The 18,052-nt window shown below is 72.2% G+C and carries 9 protein-coding genes; 6 read left to right on the top strand and 3 right to left on the bottom strand.

What is annotated here, in order from left to right; genetic code table 11:
* Window positions 1–55 precede the first annotated feature (55 nt).
* Window positions 56–1,282: a hypothetical protein gene (locus ACIA8O_RS06835; protein WP_396292490.1), complete on the top strand. Its 1,227-nt coding sequence runs from the start codon at window positions 56–58 to the stop codon at window positions 1,280–1,282.
* 4 nt (window positions 1,283–1,286) lie between these two features.
* On the opposite strand, the gene ACIA8O_RS06830 is transcribed toward ACIA8O_RS06835, so the two are convergent.
* A complete protein-coding gene (locus ACIA8O_RS06830; protein ID WP_396292489.1) occupies window positions 1,287–2,387 on the bottom strand; it encodes an acyltransferase family protein in 1,101 nt (366 codons plus the stop codon).
* A gap of 135 nt (window positions 2,388–2,522) precedes the next feature.
* Here ACIA8O_RS06830 and ACIA8O_RS06825 point away from each other — a divergent pair, with 135 nt between their 5' ends.
* A complete protein-coding gene (locus tag ACIA8O_RS06825) occupies window positions 2,523–5,567 on the top strand; it encodes a bifunctional [glutamine synthetase] adenylyltransferase/[glutamine synthetase]-adenylyl-L-tyrosine phosphorylase (RefSeq protein ID WP_396292488.1) in 3,045 nt (1,014 codons plus the stop codon).
* Between the two features lie 34 nt (window positions 5,568–5,601).
* Here the strand turns inward: ACIA8O_RS06825 and ACIA8O_RS06820 are convergent, their stop codons facing one another.
* Window positions 5,602–6,555 carry a phosphatase PAP2 family protein gene (locus ACIA8O_RS06820; protein ID WP_396292487.1) on the bottom strand — a complete coding sequence of 318 codons (954 nt, stop codon included), beginning with the start codon at window positions 6,553–6,555 and terminating at the stop codon, window positions 5,602–5,604.
* A 325-nt stretch (window positions 6,556–6,880) separates the two neighbouring features.
* Here ACIA8O_RS06820 and pulA point away from each other — a divergent pair, with 325 nt between their 5' ends.
* From pulA to ACIA8O_RS06800, 4 genes are all read left to right on the top strand, one after another.
* Window positions 6,881–12,412, top strand: coding sequence for a pullulanase-type alpha-1,6-glucosidase (pulA, locus tag ACIA8O_RS06815; RefSeq protein ID WP_396292486.1), 5,532 nt, complete (start codon window positions 6,881–6,883; stop codon window positions 12,410–12,412).
* A 615-nt stretch (window positions 12,413–13,027) separates the two neighbouring features.
* Window positions 13,028–15,358, top strand: coding sequence for a M4 family metallopeptidase (locus tag ACIA8O_RS06810; protein WP_396292485.1), 2,331 nt, complete (start codon window positions 13,028–13,030; stop codon window positions 15,356–15,358).
* 204 nt (window positions 15,359–15,562) lie between these two features.
* On the top strand, window positions 15,563–16,885 hold the full coding sequence (locus ACIA8O_RS06805; RefSeq protein ID WP_396292484.1) for an ammonium transporter: 1,323 nt from the start codon (window positions 15,563–15,565) through the stop codon (window positions 16,883–16,885).
* Window positions 16,882–17,220, top strand: coding sequence for a P-II family nitrogen regulator (locus ACIA8O_RS06800; protein ID WP_396292483.1), 339 nt, complete (start codon window positions 16,882–16,884; stop codon window positions 17,218–17,220). The genes ACIA8O_RS06805 and ACIA8O_RS06800 overlap by 4 nt, the downstream gene beginning before the upstream one ends.
* 7 nt (window positions 17,221–17,227) lie before the next feature.
* On the opposite strand, the gene ACIA8O_RS06795 is transcribed toward ACIA8O_RS06800, so the two are convergent.
* Window positions 17,228–18,046, bottom strand: a complete 819-nt coding sequence (locus tag ACIA8O_RS06795) for a hypothetical protein (protein WP_396292482.1) — start codon at window positions 18,044–18,046, stop codon at window positions 17,228–17,230.
* Window positions 18,047–18,052 lie beyond the last annotated feature (6 nt).

Genomic DNA, 18,052 nt, shown 5'->3' with positions numbered 1-18,052 from the left:
CAGAACCTCGGCGGGTGTGCGCCTCGCGCCCGGCCGCCTGGACCGAGAGGTACCCATGCCCTCCACCGTCAGCCGTGCCACCGGGAAGCGCCGCACCGTACGCCGCCTCGCCGTCGCCAGTGCGGCCCTGGTCGCCGTCGCCGGCCAGATGATGACCATTCCGTCCGCCGACGCGCGCGGCTCCGGGGACGGGCGCCGCTCTCCCGGACACGGCGACACCATCGAGCAGAACGTCCTGCCGATGAAGACCCGCTTCGACGGCACCTTCCACGGCTCGATCACCCGGATCAGCAACTCGCTGATGACCTGCGACGAGACCAAGCCGCCGCTCGACCCGAACCAGCCGCCCTGCGAGCAGGCCCGTACGGGTGAGGGTTCGCGCCCGATCAACAACAACTACCACATGAAGTACATCAACATCGATCCCGGGACGATCGGCCCGTTCGGCGACGAGATCTACTCCGCGAGCTCCGCCACCCTCGGCCTGGAGCAGGGGTCGGCCGTCAAGTACGCCCGCCTGTACTGGGGCGGCACCCGGGGCATCGACGACGTGGTGCTGCCGCAGAGCCGGATCGACGAGGTCTACCTCAAGCTGCCGGGCGACACCGAGTACACCAACATCGCCAACGACCAGCCGAGCATCGGCTACATCACCACCGAGGCGGAGAGCAGCTACCAGGCCTCGGCCGACATCACCGACCTGGTGAAGAAGCACGGCAACGGCGCCTACACCGTGGCCAACATGGACTCCGTGGTCAAGCCGCACAGCTGGGGCGGCTGGACGATCGTGGTGGCCTACGAGAACGACTGCAAGCCGCTGCGCCACGTCCACCTCTGGGACGGCTTCGTCCCCGAGCTGCCGAACAGCCCGGAGATCAGCCTCAAGCTCGACGGCCTGGTCACCCCGGCCACCGGCCCGATCCAGGGCAAGCTGGGCTACGTGGTCTACGACGGTGACCTCAAGTGGACCGGTGACACCTTCTACGCCAAGTCCACCAACGGCCCGAAGACCGAGTTCACCGACCAGAACCACTTCTCCAAGGACGCCTTCAACTCCACCATCGAGGAGCTGACCCCGGCGGACCAGTTCGTCCGGGTGCCGTACAACCGGAACAACTTCGGCTACGACTCCAACCGTTGGGACATCTCGAAGATCCTGCGCAACGGTGACACGGACATCACCGCCACCGTCGACACCGACGAGGACGGCTACAACCTGGGCGTCTTCTACGCCTACGTGAACATGGACGAGTCGCAGGAGGGCCTGGTCAAGAAGGGCTGACCCGTCAGACCGCCGTCCGCTGCCGCGCCTCCGCCGAATCCCGGCGGGGGCGCGGCAGTTGCGTTCCTCCGGAGCCCCGGCCCCGCAGGGCGCGTTCCAACGGCCGTTCCACGTACCGGAAGAGCGCGGCCGCCACCGCCAGCGAGCCGCCCGCCAGCAGCAGCCAGACGCCGAGCAGCGCCCATGCCCCGTCCGGCCGCCCGTACGCCGCGAGCCAGCAGCGGAAGCCGATCTCGTGCACCAGGTACCAGGCGAAGGACCACTCGCCGAGGCGGACCGACGGCCGCTGCCCGAACGCCCGTCGACCGCGCTGGTCGGCCTGGGCGGCGGCCGTGATCAGCGCCGCGAAGAACGGCGCGGAGAGCAACTGCGCGGCGCAGTAGGGCCCGTACCAGAGCCGGTCCGGCACGGCCAGGTGCCAGGGCACCAGCGCGGCGTGGAAGCCGAGCACCGCCAGCCCGGCCGGGAGCAGCGGCACCCGCGGCGCCGTACCCCGGCGGACCGCCAGGCCGAGCACCACCCCGAGCAGGAACTGCGGGGTGCGGGCCAGGGGCAGGTAGTCCAGCAGCCAGCTGCGCAGCGCCGGATCGGCCACCGCCGCACCGCCGAGCCAGAGCAGCGGCCCGCTCAGCAGGCACCCCACCACCCACGGCCCGGGCCGACGCCCCGTCAGCAGGGGCAGGAGGAACGGGAAGAGGAGGTAGAACCAGGCCTCGTCCCCCAGCGACCAGCTCGCCGGGTTGCCGCCCTTGGCCGCGGCCGGCAGCCAGGCGTGCAGCAGCGGCACCGACCAGAGCGCGGCGGCCACCGGCAGCGCGGCGCCGATCGCCGCGTAGGCGGCCAGCGAGAGCACGGTGGTGAGCGCGTGCAGCGGCCAGATCCGGGCCAGCCGGCGGCGCAGGAAGACCGTCACCGGAACGGGGGAGTCGGCGTACGTCCAGGCCAGCACGAAGCCGGAGAGGACGAAGAAGAAGGTCACCCCGCTGCGCCCGTACCAGACCAGCGGGCTGATCAGCGGGAGCTCGCCCAGCTGACGGGAGAGGTGGTAGAGCACCACCAGCAGGGCGGCCCAGAACCGCAGGCCGGTGAGGGAGGGCAGACGCACACCCGGCCCAACGGTGCCGGGGGCACGGAGGTTGCTCCCCTACGGGCGGGCGGGCCTGACGCCGCGCCACCTGACGCACCGTCGGCCGGTCAGCCCGTACGCTCGTACCAGGTGCGAACAGGGAGGCGGGCCGTCGTGGCGGAGCGGAGCAGTCGGCTGGAAGTACGGCTGGTGCGGCGCGGGTTCTCCGATCCGGACGCCGCCGTCCGGCTGCTGGCCGGTCCGGGACTGGGCGGTCCGGGGCCGGCCGGGCCGGGTCTGAGCGGGTTGGCCGAGGACCCGGTGCTGCTGGACGCGCTCGGCGCGACCGCCGACCCGGACCTGGCGCTGCTGGGCCTGGCCCGGCTGCTGGAGGCGCTCGACGGGCCCGAACGGCAGACCCTGCGGGACACCCTGACCAGCTCCAAGCCGCTGCGCGACCGGCTGCTCTCGGTGCTCGGCGCCTCCGCCGCGCTCGGCGACCACCTGGCCCGGCACCCGCGCGACTGGCACGCCCTGGTCACCTTCGAACTGCGCGACGTGCACCCCGCCCGGGAGGACTTCCAGCACGTGCTGCGCCAGCGGGTGTGGACCAGCTCCGCCCCGCGCGCCGACGCGCTGCGCGCCGCCTACCGCCGCTGCCTGCTGGCCATCGCCGCCCGCGACCTGAGCGGCACCGCCGACCTGCCGCAGACCGGCGCCGAGCTGGCCGACCTGGCCGGGGCCACCCTGCAGACCGCGCTGGAGATCGCCGAGGAGGAGGACCCGGAGGCGGCCGGGCAGTGCCGGCTCGCGGTGATCGGGATGGGCAAGTGCGGCGGCCGGGAGCTCAACTACGTCTCCGACGTGGACGTGATCTTCGTGGCCGAGGCCCGGGACGGGGCCGAGGAGCACCGGGCGCTGCAGGCCGCCACCCGGCTGGCGGCCCGGCTGATGCGGCTCTGCTCCGACACCACCGGCGAGGGCACCATCTGGCCGGTGGACGCCAACCTCCGCCCCGAGGGGCGCAACGGCCCGCTGGTCCGCACCCTGGCCAGCCACCTGGCGTACTACCAGCGCTGGGCCAAGACCTGGGAGTTCCAGGCCCTGCTGAAGGCCCGTCCGGTGGCCGGGGACGCCGAGCTCGGCGCCGCCTACGCCGAGGCCACCGCCCCGCTGGTCTGGCAGGCCGCCGAGCGGGAGAACTTCGTCGCCGACGTCCAGCAGATGCGCCGCCGGGTGGTGGACGCCATCCCCGCCACCGAACTGGACCGCCAGCTCAAGCTGGGCCCCGGCGGGCTGCGCGACGTGGAGTTCGCGGTCCAGCTGCTCCAGCTGGTGCACGGCCGCACCGACCCCGGGGTGCACAGCCCCAACACCCTCCAGGCGCTGGAGCAGCTGAGTGCCGGAGGCTACGTCGGCCGGGCCGACGCCGCGTCGCTCGACGCCGCCTACCGCTTCCTGCGCGCGCTGGAGCACCGCATCCAGCTGCACCGGCTGCGCCGCACCCACCTGATGCCCACCGACCCGGCCGACCTGCGGCGCCTCGCCCGTTCGCTGGCCCCGCAGATCAACGACACCGGGCTGACCGGTCAGGGCCGGGCCGACCCGGTCGCGGCGCTCCAGCGGGAGTGGCGGCGGCACGCGGTGGAGGTGCGGCGGCTGCACGAGAAGCTGTTCTACCGCCCGCTGCTGGACGCCGTCGCCGAGCTGCCCGCCGGGGCGACCGGCCTCTCCACGGCCGCCGCCAAGGCCCGGCTGGAGGCGCTCGGCTACGCCGACCCGGCCGCGGCCCTGCGCCACCTCACCGCGCTGGCCTCCGGGGTCAGCCGCAAGGCGGCGATCCAGCGCACCCTGCTGCCGGTGCTGCTCGGCTGGTTCGCCGACTCGGCCGACCCGGACGCCGGGCTGCTGAACTTCCGTCAGGTCTCCGACGCGCTCGGCCGCACCCCCTGGTACCTGCGCCTGCTGCGGGACGAGAGCGCCGCCGCCGAGCAGCTGGCCCGGGTGCTCTCGGCCGGCCGGCTCGCCCCCGACCTGCTGCTGCGCGCCCCCGAGGCGGTCGCCATGCTGGGCGACCCGAACGGGCTGGTGCCGCGCGGTCGCCCCGCGCTGGAGTCCGAGGTACTGGCCGCCGTCGGCCGGGCCGGCAGCGCCGCCGCGGGGGTCGCGGCGGCCCGCTCGGTCCGGCGGCGGGAGCTGTTCCGGACCTCCGCCGCCGACGTCCTCGGGCGCTTCGGCGAGGACCCGGGCGAGGCGGTGGACGCCGCCGGGGAGGCGCTCACCGCCCTCAACGCGGCCACCCTCCAGGGCGCCCTGCGGGCCTGCACCGCCGAGTGGGAGGCGGCCAACGGCGAGCTGCCGACCAGGCTCGCGGTGATCGCGATGGGCCGCTTCGGCGGCCGCGAGCTGGGCTACGGCTCGGACGCCGACGTGCTCTTCGTCCACGAGCCCCGGCTCGGCGCGCTGGAGCAGGACGCCGCCCAGGCCGCCCAGGCCGTCTGCCACCAGCTGCGCACCCTGCTCGGCGCCCCCTCCACCGAGCCGCCGCTGCTGGTCGACGCCGACCTGCGCCCCGAGGGCCGGCAGGGCCCGCTGGTGCGCACGCTGGCCTCGTACGAGGCGTACTACCGGCGCTGGTCGCACGTCTGGGAGGCCCAGGCGCTGCTGCGGGCCGAGCCGGTGGCGGGCGACGCGGAGCTGGGCGAGCGGTTCCGGGCGCTGATCGACCCGCTGCGCTACCCGGGCGGGGGCGTGCCGGAGAAGGACCTGCTGGAGATCCGCCGGATCAAGGCCCGGATCGAGGCCGAACGGCTGCCGCGCGGGGCCGACCCGACCACCCACACCAAGATCGGCCGGGGCGGCCTGGCGGACGTCGAGTGGACGGTGCAGCTGCTCCAACTGGTGCACGGCCACCTCGTCCCGGCCCTGCGCACCACCCGCACCAGGGCCGCCCTGGCGGCGGCCGAGGCGGCCGGGCTGCTGGCGGCCGAGGACGCGGCGGTGCTGGACGCCGCCTGGGTGCTGGCCTCCCGGGTCCGCGGCGCGGTGATGCTGGTCCGCGGCCGCCCGGGCGACAGCTTCCCCGCCGACGCCCGCGAACTGGCCGGCGTGGCCCGCTACCTCGGCTACGGCAGCGGCCACACCGGCGAGATGGTCGACGACTACCGCCGCACCACGCGAAGGGCCCGCTCCGTCGTCGAGCGCCTGTTCTACGGCTGATCGACGGGGAGCGGGCCCGTGGGCGGAGGGGGCGTCAGGCGGCGGCCTTCTCGCTCCAGTCGGCGGGGACGGTGACCGGGGTGGTGTCGTCCGGTTCGCCGGGGACGCGGGGGAGCTGGTAGGCCCAGACGTGGTAGACGGCGCGGGCGGCGGCGAAGCCGGCGGCCAGGCAGATGATGCCGCCGACGGCGTCCATCCAGAAGTGGTTGGCGGTGGAGACGATCACCAGCAGGGTGACCGCCGGGTAGAGCAGGCCGAGCAGGCGGACCCAGAGCGGGCGGGCCAGGAAGAAGATCGTCAGGCCGCACCAGAGCGACCAGCCGATGTGCATCGAGGGCATCGCCGCGTACTGGTTGGAGACGTTGGCCGCCGCGCCGGAGGCCATCGAGCCCCAGGTGTCGTGCACCTTGACGGTGTCGATGAAGTCGCCGCCGGTCATCAGGCGGGGCGGGGCGAGCGGGAAGAAGTAGAAGCCGATCAGGGCCAGCCCGGTGGTCAGGAAGAGCACCGTGCGGGTCGCCGCGTAGCGGCCCGGGTGCGAGCGGTAGAGCCAGACCAGCACGCCGATGGTCACGATGAAGTGCAGCGTGGCGTAGTAGTAGTTCATCCCGACGATGAGCCAGGTCACCGAGTCGACCGCGTGGTTGACCGAGCGTTCGACCGCGACGCCGAGGGTCTGCTCCAGGTCCCAGATCCAGGTGGCGTGCTTCTGGGCGGTCGCCTCCTGCTCGGGCACCGCGTTGCGGACCAGCGAGTAGACCCAGTAGCTGATGCCGATCAGGGCGAGCTCGAACCAGAGCCGCGGCCGGGCGGGGGAGCGGCGCTGCCCCCGGATGCGGCTGCGCAGCGCTGCGCCGGTGGACTGGGCGGCCAGGGTGGCTCCGTCCGGCTGGTGGCTCGTACGGGCCTCGCCAGGGACGGAACCTCTCCGGGCCGCGGCCGGTGCGCTCGTGGCGTCGGCGGTGCGGATGTCGGTCGGTTCCCCCATGGACGAGCAGTCTGCCAGACGTGTCGTGGCTGCCTGCTCATCCTGCGGTAGTGGATTCTTCACCGCCCGTCCCCCTTCGGGGGTAGGGGGCCGGGTACCGGAGGCTGACATGGAGTCCATTGTGGCCCCTTCGGGTACGGCCGGTCGACGCGGCCCCGTGGTCTGCACCAGTGCTCCACGGAATGCCCCGGAGGGGCCGGGGTCGGCAGGCAACGGTTCGGTCAAGACTGCTGCTGCAACGATTTCTGCATCTTGCTGAAACATTTTGCAATCGCTAGCGTCCAGCCACCCACTCGACGACGAGCCGCCTCAAGGGAGCCCAGCTGTGGCCGAAGTCCAGCCCCGCCGCCCACGGAGCACGACCCCCTACCAGCGCCCCGGCCGGACGGCCGTGCTGATCGCCGCCTCGCTGCTGGCGACCGGGCTGGGCTCCGCCCCGCTCGCGCTGGCCGCTCCGGCACCGGCCGCCCCGCCCTCCGACCGGGCGATGGCCGACCGCGCGGACCGGCACGACCTGACCAGGGAGCAGTTCTACTTCGTGCTGCCCGACCGCTTCGCCAACGGCGACCGGGGCAACGACACCGGCGGCATCGCCGGGGACCGGATGGCCCACGGCCTGGACCCGGCGGACAAGGGCTTCTACCACGGCGGTGACCTCAAGGGCCTGATCGAGAAGCTGGACTACGTCCAGGGCCTGGGCACCACCGCGATCTGGATGGCCCCGCTGTTCGAGAACCGCCCGGTGCAGGGCGCCGGGGCGGACGCCTCGGCCGGCTACCACGGCTACTGGATCACCGACTTCACCAAGGTCGACCCCCACTTCGGCACCAACGAGCAGCTCAAGGAGCTGATCGCCAAGGCGCACGCCCGGGGCATCAAGGTCTTCTTCGACGTCATCACCAACCACACCGCCGACGTGGTCGACTTCAAGGAGAAGGCGTACGACTACCGCTCGGCCGGCGCCTACCCGACCCTGGATGCCGACGGCCGCCCGGTGGACGAGACCGCGATCGCCGACGCGGCCGGCACGTGGCCGCGGATCACCGCCGACTCCTTCCCGTACAGCCCCGTCTTCCGGACCGAGGCGGACAAGAAGGCCAAGACCCCGAACTGGCTGAACGACCCCTCGCTCTACCACAACCGGGGCAACTCGACCTTCGTCGGCGAGTCCTCCACCGAGGGCGACTTCTCCGGCCTGGACGACCTGGACACCCAGAACCCCCGGGTGGTCAGGGGCATGCAGGACATCTACAAGACCTGGGTGAAGGAGACCGGGGTCGACGGCTTCCGGATCGACACCGTCAAGCACGTCAACACGGCCTTCTGGTCCCAGTGGGCCCCCGAGCTCAAGGGCTACGCGGCCAAGCTGGGCAACGACGACTTCTTCATGTTCGGCGAGGTCTACTCCGGCGACCCGGCGGTGACCTCCCCCTACGTCACCAAGGGGAAGCTGCAGGCCACCCTGGACTTCGGCTTCCAGGAGAGCGCCCGCCGGTACGTCTCGCAGGGCGGCTCGGCCCGGGCGCTCTCCGAGCTCTACGCGCAGGACTACCGCTACACCACGGCCGAGACCAACGCCTACGAGCTGCCGACCTTCCTCGGCAACCACGACATGGGCCGCTTCGGCTCCTTCCTGCAGGCCGACAACCAGGGCGCGGGCGGCGAACTGCTGCTCCGCAAGGACCGGTTGGCGAACGAGCTGATGTTCCTGACCCGCGGTCAGCCGGTGATCTACTACGGTGACGAGCAGGGCTTCACCGGCGCGGGCGGGGACAAGGACGCCCGGCACGACATGTTCGCCTCGAAGACCGCCTCGTACAACGCGGACGAGGTGATCGGCGGCGTCAAGGGCTCGGCCGACCGCTACGGCACCGGCGGGACGCTCTACCGCGGCATCGCCGAGCTGGCCCAACTGCGCAAGCAGCACCCGGCCTTGGCGGACGGCGCGCAGATCGAGCGGTACGCCGCCGACGGGGCCGGGGTGTACGCCTTCTCCCGGATCGACGCCAAGGAGCAGATCGAGTACCTCGTCGCGGTCAACAACGCGGCCGAGCCGAAGACCGTCACGCTGGACACCTTCTCGGCCGGGACCGACTTCGACCGGCTCTACCCGGCGGCGGGGGAGCGGCTCACCAGCGGCGCGGACCGCAAGGTCACCGTCACCGTCCCGGCCTACTCCTCGGTGGTGCACAAGGCCGCCAAGAGGCTCGCCAAGGCCACCGGTGTGCCCCAACTCACCCTGCGCGCACCGGAGAACGGATCCACCGGCACCGTGACCGTCGGCGCCGAGGTGCCGGGCGGCGGCTTCAACCGGGTCTCGTTCGCCGCGCAGATCGGCAACGGGCCCTGGCAGCAGCTCGGTTCGGCCGACAACGGGACGTACCGGGTGACGCAGGACCTCGCCGGGGTGGCTCCCGGCACGGTGGTCCGCTACAAGGCCGTGGTCCGCGACAGCAGCGGCAACCTCCGCTCCGCGAGCGCGAGCTTCACCACCGGCACCCCGGCCCCGAAGCCGGTGCCGAGCGCCACCTCCCGCCCGTACGCGGTCGTGCACTACCAGCGGAAGAACGCCGACTACGACGGCTGGAACATGTACGCCTGGGGCGACCTGGCCGACGGCGAAGCCACCCAGTGGCCGGCCGGGCACGCCTTCGCCGGGCGGGACGGCTACGGGGCCTTCGCCTACGTGAAGTTGAAGAGCGGCGCGGCCGACGTCGGCTTCGTGGTGGAGAACAACGGCACCAAGGACACCGACGGCGACCGGCACATCGACCTCGGCACCACCGGGGAGGTCTGGGTCAAGGAGGGCGACCCGAAGGTCTACACGAGCAACCCGGACCCGGCCGTGCCCGTCCCGGCGAACACCGCCGTCATCCACTACAAGCGGGCCGACGGGAACTACGACGGCTGGGGCCTGCACGACTGGACCGGCGCGGCCACCCCCACCGACTGGGGCAACCCGCTGATGCCCGCCCGCAAGGACTCCTACGGCGCCGTCTTCGAGGTGCCGCTGGCCCCCGGGGCGACCAGCCTGAGCTACATCATCCACCGGGGCAACGACAAGGACCTGCCCAACGACCAGTCGCTGGACTTCGCCACCAGCGGCCGCGAGGTCTGGCTGATCGGCGGTCAGGAGGGCCACCTGCTGCCGCAGTCGGCCGGGGCCTCCTCCCAGCTGGACCTCTCCTCCGCGCGCGCCCAGTGGATCGACGCGAAGACCGTCGTGGTACCCGCGAACTACGGCGCGGGCGACGCGGCGCTGAACGGCGGCACCAGCGCCCAGCTGGTCTACGACCCGGCCGGCGGGATCACCGTCGACAAGGGGGTGATCAGCAAGCCCGGGCAGTGGATCCGGCTCGCCCCCGGCTCCCTGACGGCGGACCAGAAGAAGAAGTACCCGCACCTGGCCGGGTACCGCGCCTTCACCGTGGACGCCCGTGACGCCCGCCGGACCACCGAGGCGCTCCGCAGTCAGCTGGTCTTCACCGAGCACCTGCCGAACGGCGCCGCGCTGGCCGCCACCGGCGTGCAGATCCCCGGCGTGCTGGACGACCTGTACGCGGCCGGGGCCGCCCGGGCCCAACTCGGCCCGGTGTACCGGGAGTCCGGCGGCTGGGGCTGGTGGCGCGAGCGGCAGGTCTCGCTCTCGCTCTGGGCGCCGACCGCCACCGAGGTGTCGGTACAGCTCTTCGACGGGCCCACCGGCGGCACCCCGCGGACGGTGCCGCTGCGCCGGGACGAGGCCACCGGTGTCTGGTCGCTGACCGAGGACGCCCGGAAGCTGGACGGCAGGTACTACCTGTACCAGGTGAAGGTCTGGGCGCCGGGCGTCGGCAAGATGGTCACCAACCTGGTCACCGACCCCTACTCCGTCGCCCTCTCCACCGACTCCACCCGCTCCCTGGTGGCCGACCTGACGGCCCGTGACACCAAGCCGCGCGGCTGGGACCAGCACCGCTCCCCGCAGGCCGTGCCGCCGCAGAAGCAGCAGATCCACGAGCTGCACGTCCGGGACTTCTCGGCCGCCGACACCACCGTGCCGGCCGCCGAGCGGGGCACCTACAAGGCCTTCGCCGAGTCGAGCTCGGCCGGGGCGAAGCACCTGAGGGAGCTGGCCGCGGCGGGCGTCACCACCATCCACCTGCTCCCCACCTTCGACATCGCCACCATCCGGGAGAACCGGGACCGGCAGCAGCTCCCCGCCTGCGACCTGGCCTCCCTCCCGGCCGACGGCGAGCGGCAGCAGGAGTGCGTGGCGGCGGTGCAGGCCTCCGACGCCTACAACTGGGGCTACGACCCGCTGCACTACACCGTGCCGGAGGGCTCCTACGCCACCGACCCGAACGGGCTGGCCCGCACCGTGCAGTTCCGCGAGATGGTGCAGGCGATGCACGAGGCCGGGCTGCGGGTGGTGCTGGACGTGGTCTACAACCACACCGCCGCCTCCGGGCAGGCCGAGCACTCGGTGCTCGACAAGGTGGTGCCCGGCTACTACCAGCGGCTGAGCGACACCGGGAAGGTCACCACCGACTCCTGCTGCGCCGACACCGCGCCCGAGCACGCCATGATGAACAAGCTGGTGGTCGACTCGGTGGTGACCTGGGCCCGCGAGTACAAGGTGGACGGCTTCCGCTTCGACCTGATGGGCCTGGACCCGAAGCAGACCATGCTGGACGTGCAGGCCGCGCTGCGCGGGCTGACCCCGCGTCAGGACGGGGTGGAGGGCAAGGACCTCTTCCTCTACGGCGAGGGCTGGAACTTCGGCGTGGTCGCCAACGACGCCCGCTTCGTCCAGGCCACCCAGCTGAACATGGCGGGCACCGGCATCGCCACCTTCAACGACCGGATCCGGGACGCCGCCCGCGGCGGCAACTTCATGCTGAACTCCGCGCCGCAGCAGGGCTTCGCCTCCGGCCTGTTCACCGACCCGAACGGCTCGGCGGCCAACGGCACCCCCGAGGAGCAGAGGGCCCGGCTGCTGCGCCAGATGGACCAGGTGAAGGTCGGACTGACCGGCAACCTGGCGGGGTACTCCTTCACCGACAGCAGCGGACGGACCGTCACCGGCGCGGGCGTGGACTACAACGGCGCCCCGACCGGCTACGCGGCCGACCCCGGGGAGGCGCTGGAGTACCTCGACGCGCACGACAACGCGGACCTGTTCGACGCGCTGGCCTACAAGCTGCCCGTCACCACCGCGCCGGCCGACCGGGCCCGGATGCAGGCGCTCGGCCTCTCGCTCACCGCGCTGAGCCAGGGCCCGGGCTTCCTCCAGGCCGGCAGCGACCGGCTGCGCTCCAAGTCGCTGGACGCCAACTCCTACGACTCCGGCGACTGGTTCAACGCGATCGAGTGGGACTGCGCCGAGGGCAACGGTTTCGGCCGCGGCCTGCCGATGGCGGCCGACAACAAGGAGATGTGGCCGGCGGCCAAGCAGCTGCTGGCGGACCCGAAGCTGCGGGTGGGCTGCAACGAGATCTCCTCGGCGGCCGCGCAGTACCGGCAGTTCGTCCGGATCAAGCAGTCCTCGCCGCTGTTCGCGCTGTCCACCACGGCCGAGGTGCAGCGCCGCCTCTCCTTCCCGCTCTCCGGCACGGCGGGCGAGCAGCCCGGCGTGATCACCATGCACCTGGACGGCACCGGTCTGCCCGGCGCTGAGCGCGGCATCACCGTGGTGTTCAACGCGACCCCGGCCGAACAGCGCCAGACCGTGGGCGGGTTGAAGGGCAGCGCGCAGTCCCTGCACCGGGTGCAGGCGGACGGGGCCGACCCGGTGGTGAAGGGCGCCCGCTTCGAGGCGGCCACCGGAACCTTCACCGTGCCGGCCCGGACGGTGGCGGTCTTCGTCCAGGGCTGACGCGCCCGGCCGGAGCAGCCGGCCGACGCGTTCACAGCGGGCCCGTCCGTTCACAGCGGGCGGGCCCGTTCACACGGAGGACATGCGGCTGATACGAGTCATCGTCAAGTCGGATGGCCGGAAATCGCCGCCCGGTGCCCGGAGGTGGTGACACCCGGGCGCCGGACGGCGCTGTTTCGGGGTTCGGGGGCGACCCGCTCCGGCAGCCGACCGACCGTCCGGACGGGTGGCGATCCTGCCGCTGTTCAGTGCGGATCTGCCGGATGCGAAGCGGTTCCGGAAGACGACAAGCGTTTTCGCCAGTCCCTTGCGCACCACCGGAGTTGGCACCGTCGCGGGGGCCGCGTGCCTGGGTCGGATATCGGCCAATCCATGACGTGCATCTGTCATTCACGGACGGTTTGCTGCCACGATTCCCCCTGCCGCCGACGAGATGGGCCCCAACCCCCCCGCTGCGGCGTTCAGCGCAGGCAAGGCGCTACCAAGCACCACTCCTTTCAACGCACCGACCCGGGCGTCGCACAGGCAGCCCGGGGCCCCCGCTGTGCCGCAACCCCGCGGCCAGGTTCTCTCCACCGCCCGTGCACCCCGCGGACGGTCGGAAAAGGAGTCCGCATGTCCCGCTACACCCACGCCCGGGTGACGATGGCCGCGCTCGCCGCCGCCACCGCCCTGGTGGTGACCGCCGTGCCCACCATGGCGCAGGCGTCCCCGCAGGCCCCCTCCCAGCCCAACCCGATCGCGGCCGGCAAGGCGAACCTGCTCGCCTCCGCCGACCAGCAGGGTGCCGGCCTGGTCCAGTCCCTCGGCCTCGGCGGCCAGGAGAAGCTGATCGCCAAGGACGTCGTGGTCGACTCCGACGGATCCCGCCACCTGCGCTACGAGCGCACCTTCGCCGGTCTCCCGGTGCTCGGCGGTGACCTGATCGTCCACCAGACCGCCGGCGGCCTCACCAAGGGTGTGGACAAGGCGAGCTCGCACGCGCTGACCGGTTTCAGCACCTCGCCGAAGCTGGCCGCGCCGGCCGCGCAGTCCTCCGCGCTGGCCGCCGAGCAGGGCACCAGCCTGGACACCGCCCCGCGCCTGATCGTCTGGGCCGCCAACGGCGCCCCGAAGCTGGCCTGGGAGACCGTCGTCTCCGGCGTCGAGGCGGACGGTACCCCGGCCCGCACCCACGTGGTGACGGACGCCCAGAGCGGCGAGGTGATCGGCAAGTTCGAGGGCATCCACAAGGGCACCGGCAACGGCGTCTTCGTCGGCAACGTCACCATCGGCACCTCGATGTCTGGTTCGAACTACCAGCTCAAGGACCCGACGCGCGGCAACATGTACACCACCAACATGAACAACGGCACCTCCGGCAACGGGACGCTGTTCAGCAAGGCGGGCTCCGACGCCTGGGGCAACGGCCTGGCCAGCAACAAGGAGTCGGCCGCCGTCGACGCGCACTTCGGTGCGGGCGCGACCTGGGACTACTACAAGAACACCTTCGGCCGCAACGGCATCCGCAACGACGGTGTCGGCGCCTTCAGCCGCGTGCACTACGGCAGCAACTACGTGAACGCGTTCTGGGACGACTCCTGCTTCTGCATGACCTACGGCGACGGCTCGGGCAACAACGCCCCGCTGACCGCCCTGGACGTGGCCGGTCACGAGATGACCCACGGCGTCACCTCCAACACCGCGAACCTCAACTACTCCGGCGAGTCCGGCGGCCTGAACGAGGCCACCTCGGACATCTTCGGCACCATGGTGGAGTTCGCCGCCAACCTCCCCGCCGACGTGCCGGACTACCTGATCGGCGAGGAGATCAACATCAACGGGGACGGCACGCCGCTCCGTTACATGGACAAGCCCTCCAAGGACGGCTCGTCGAAGGACGCCTGGTACTCCGGCATCGGCGGCATCGACGTCCACTACTCCTCGGGCCCGGCCAACCACTTCTTCTACCTGCTCTCCGAGGGCAGCGGCGCCAAGGTCATCAACGGGGTCAGCTACAACAGCCCGACCTCCAACAACGTGACCGTGACCGGCATCGGCCGGGACAAGGCCGCCGCGATCTGGTACAAGGCGCTGACCGCCTACATGACCTCCACCACCAACTACGCCCAGGCCCGCACCGCGACCGAGAACGCGGCCAAGGACCTGTACGGCGCCGGCTCGGCCGAGGTCATCGCCGTCGGCACCGCCTGGGCCGGCGTCAACGTCGGTACCGTGCCGCCGAACCCGGGCCAGGTCACCGTCACCAACCCGGGCAACCAGTCCACCAAGATCAACACCTCGGTGAGCCTGCAGGTCAACGCGAGCGGCGGCACCGCCCCGCGCACCTTCACCGCCACCGGCCTGCCGGCCGGCCTGTCGATCTCGTCCTCGGGCCTGATCACCGGCACCCCGACCGCGCTCGGCACCTCGACCGTGACCGTGACCGCCAAGGACGCCGTCAACGCGACCGGCACGGCCACCTTCACCTGGGCCGTGACCGACTCCAGCAGCACCTGCACCCCGGCCCAGCTGCTGGGCAACGCGGGCTTCGAGTCCGGTAACACCACGTGGACCACGACCTCGGGCGTGATCGACAACGGCACCAGCAAGCCCGCCCGCACCGGCTCGTACAAGGCCTGGCTGAACGGTTACGGCTCCGCCCACACCGACAGCGCCACCCAGACCGTCTCCATCCCGGCCGGCTGCAAGGCCACCCTCGGGTTCTACCTGCGCATCGACACCGCCGAGACCGGCTCCACCGTCTACGACAAGCTCACCGTGACGGTGAACGGCACCGCGCTGAAGACCTACTCGAACGTGGACAAGACCGCCACGTACGACCTGCGCACCTTCGACCTCTCGGCCTACGCCGGCCAGAGCGTCACCCTGAAGTTCAACGGTGTCGAGGACGCGTCGCTCGCGACCAGCTTCCTGATCGACGACACCTCCATCACCACCAGCTGACGCACCCTCAGCGGTAGTTGACCCTCGGCCCGGCGGAGCTCGCTCCGCCGGGCCGAGGCACGTCCGTGAGCAGTCGGAAACGGCCCCGGAACACGAAACGCGGCCGAAACACGCACGTCCGCATCCGGAAATCCGGCCCGATCAGACTCTGCTCCCAACCGGCGCACAACCCCACCCACGGTGCCCGGTCGGGAAGGCCGACAGATGCTGCTCGCTGAGAACCCCGCCGGGCTCGACACCGGCGACACCGCCTGGCTGCTCGCCTGCACGGCGCTGGTGCTGCTGATGACCCCCGGGCTCGCGCTGTTCTACGGCGGCATGGTCCGCACCAAGAGCGCGCTCAACATGATCATGATGAGCCTGGTCTCGATCGCCACCGTCACGGTGGTCTGGCTGGTGGCCGGCTACTCGCTGGCCTTCGGCCCGGACCTCGGCGGGCTCGGCCTGATCGGCGGCCTCGACCACCTGGGGATGGCCGGGATCACCCCCGCCTCGCTCACCGGCAAGGTCCCCACCCTGCTGTTCGCCACCTTCCAGCTGACCTTCGCGATCGTCACCGCCGCACTGGTCTCGGGCGCGGTCGCGGACCGCGCCAAGTTCGGTGCCTGGGTGCTGTTCACCGTGGTCTGGACGCTGCTGGTCTACGTGCCCGTCGCGCACTGGGTGTTCGCCCCCGGCGGCTGGCTGCTCACCCGGCTGGGCGTGCTCGACTTCGCCGGCGGCCTGGTGGTCGAGGTCAACTGCGGGGCCAGCGGCCTGGCCCTGGCCCTGGTGCTCGGCCCCCGGCTCGGCTTCCGGAAGGAGGCCATGCGCCCGCACAACCTGCCGATGGTGGTGCTCGGCGCGGGCCTGCTCTGGTTCGGCTGGTTCGGCTTCAACGCGGGCTCGGCGCTGGGCGCCAACGGCACCGCCGCCGCCGTGCTGCTCAACACCCAGGCGGCCGGCTGCACCGGCCTGCTGGGCTGGCTGCTGGTGGAGAAGAAGAAGGACGGCCACGCCACCACCCTGGGCGCCGCCTCCGGCGCGGTGGCCGGACTGGTCGCCATCACCCCCTCCTGCGGCTCGGTCGACCTGCTCGGCGCCCTGGTGATCGGCGCGGTGGCCGGCGTGGTCTGCTGCTACGCCGTCAGCTGGAAGTTCCGCTTCGGCTACGACGACTCGCTGGACGTGGTCGGCGTGCACCTGGTGGCCGGGGTGATCGGCACCGTGCTGATCGGCGTCTTCGCCTCCGCGGTGATGACCGGCGGCCCGGTGGGCCTGCTGCACGGCGGCTTCGGGCAGATCGGCAAGCAGCTGCTGGCCGTGCTGGTGGTCGGCGGCTACGCCTTCGCGGTGACGTACGGGATCGGCAAGGCGATCGACCGCACCCTCGGCTTCCGGGCCAGCGCCGAGCACGAACTCACCGGCCTGGACCTCGCCGTGCACGCCGAGACCGCGTACGATCACGGCGTCCTGGGCCACGGCAGCGCCACCGCCGCGGCCCACGTGACCAGTGCCCCCTCCGTCCTGAAGGCTCCTCAGTCATGAAGCTGATCACCGCCGTCGTCAAGCCCTTCAAGCTGGACGAGGTGAAGACCGCCCTGCAGTCGCACGGCGTGCACGGACTGACCGTCACCGAGGCCAGTGGCTACGGCCGCCAGCACGGCCACACCGAGGTCTACCGGGGCGCCGAGTACCGGATCGACCTGGTGCCCAAGGTGCGGATCGAGGTGGTGGTGGAGGACGAGGAGGCCGACCTGGTGGTCGACGCGATCGTCGCCGCCGCCCGTACCGGCAAGATCGGCGACGGCAAGGTCTGGGTGGTCCCGGTGGACGGCATCGTCCGCGTCCGGACCGGCGAGCGCGGTCCGGACGCGGTCTGAGGCACCGTCAGGCGGTGGTCCTGGTGCCCTCGGTCAGCTGCCGGGGCACCAGTTCCTGCCACTCCTGGGCGCCGGTCCAGGCCCAGAGCAGGTCGGAGGAGTACGGCAGTGCCGTGCGCGAGCCGACCGGGGTGCCGTCGGGGTCGTTCAGGGCGTTGGTGGTCACGATGGTGACGGCCATCCCGTCCAGCCGTTCCCGGCGGACCGAGAGCACCAGCAGGTCCTTCCGGCTGTCGCCGAACTTCTCCACCAACTGCCGCTCCCCGCTGGGCAGCAGGCGGTTGCTGCAGCCCCTGGCGTCCCGGCAGTCGTAGTGCTCGTTGGACATCCGGGACAGGGCGATCCGCAGGTCCGCGGAGCCGCCGCCGTCGCGGATCCGGACGCCGATCTCGTAGTACCCGTCGGCCGGCCGCCAGCGGGTCCGGGCCACCGCCGCGGTCGGGTCGGGCGGCAGCAGCACCGCCGTGCTGTCCGAGGGCAGCATCCGGGAGAGCACGGTGAACATCGCCTCCCGGCTGAGCGGCGCGGTGGGCTCCGGGTCGGTCGTGCCGGTGTTGCTGTCGGTGCCCGCGCTCGGTGCTGCGGCCACGGTGGCCGGGAGGTCCCCCCGTCCGGTCGGCCAGAGGCCCGGGGTGGCCACGGTGGCCAGCGCGGCCACGGCGAGCGCCGCGCCGGCGATCCGCAGCCGGCGGCGCCGCCGGAGCCGGAGGCCCAGGCGGTGGCTCTCGGCCACCATGGCGGCGACCGGGGCGTCGATGAGGCGGACCGCGTCGAAGAGTTCGTCGAGTCCGGGGTCGTGCGGCATGTCGTCCGTGCTCCTGGTCATGATGGG

The sequence above is a fragment of the Kitasatospora sp. NPDC051853 genome (genome assembly GCF_044452665.1).
Lineage (GTDB): Bacteria > Actinomycetota > Actinomycetes > Streptomycetales > Streptomycetaceae > Kitasatospora.
Note: the sequence above shows the minus strand (reverse complement) of the source record. Positions and strands in the feature narration are given on the sequence as shown.

Excerpts from the sequence above, each read along its gene's own strand:
- ACIA8O_RS06835 (WP_396292490.1), top strand. The coding sequence starts at position 56 with ATGCCCTCCACCGTCAGCCGTGCCACCGGGAAGCGCCGCACCGTACGC.
- ACIA8O_RS06820 (WP_396292487.1), bottom strand. The coding sequence starts at position 6,555 with ATGGGGGAACCGACCGACATCCGCACCGCCGACGCCACGAGCGCACCG.
- ACIA8O_RS06810 (WP_396292485.1), top strand. The coding sequence starts at position 13,028 with ATGTCCCGCTACACCCACGCCCGGGTGACGATGGCCGCGCTCGCCGCC.
- ACIA8O_RS06805 (WP_396292484.1), top strand. The coding sequence starts at position 15,563 with ATGCTGCTCGCTGAGAACCCCGCCGGGCTCGACACCGGCGACACCGCC.
- ACIA8O_RS06800 (WP_396292483.1), top strand. The coding sequence starts at position 16,882 with ATGAAGCTGATCACCGCCGTCGTCAAGCCCTTCAAGCTGGACGAGGTG.
- ACIA8O_RS06795 (WP_396292482.1), bottom strand. The coding sequence starts at position 18,046 with ATGACCAGGAGCACGGACGACATGCCGCACGACCCCGGACTCGACGAA.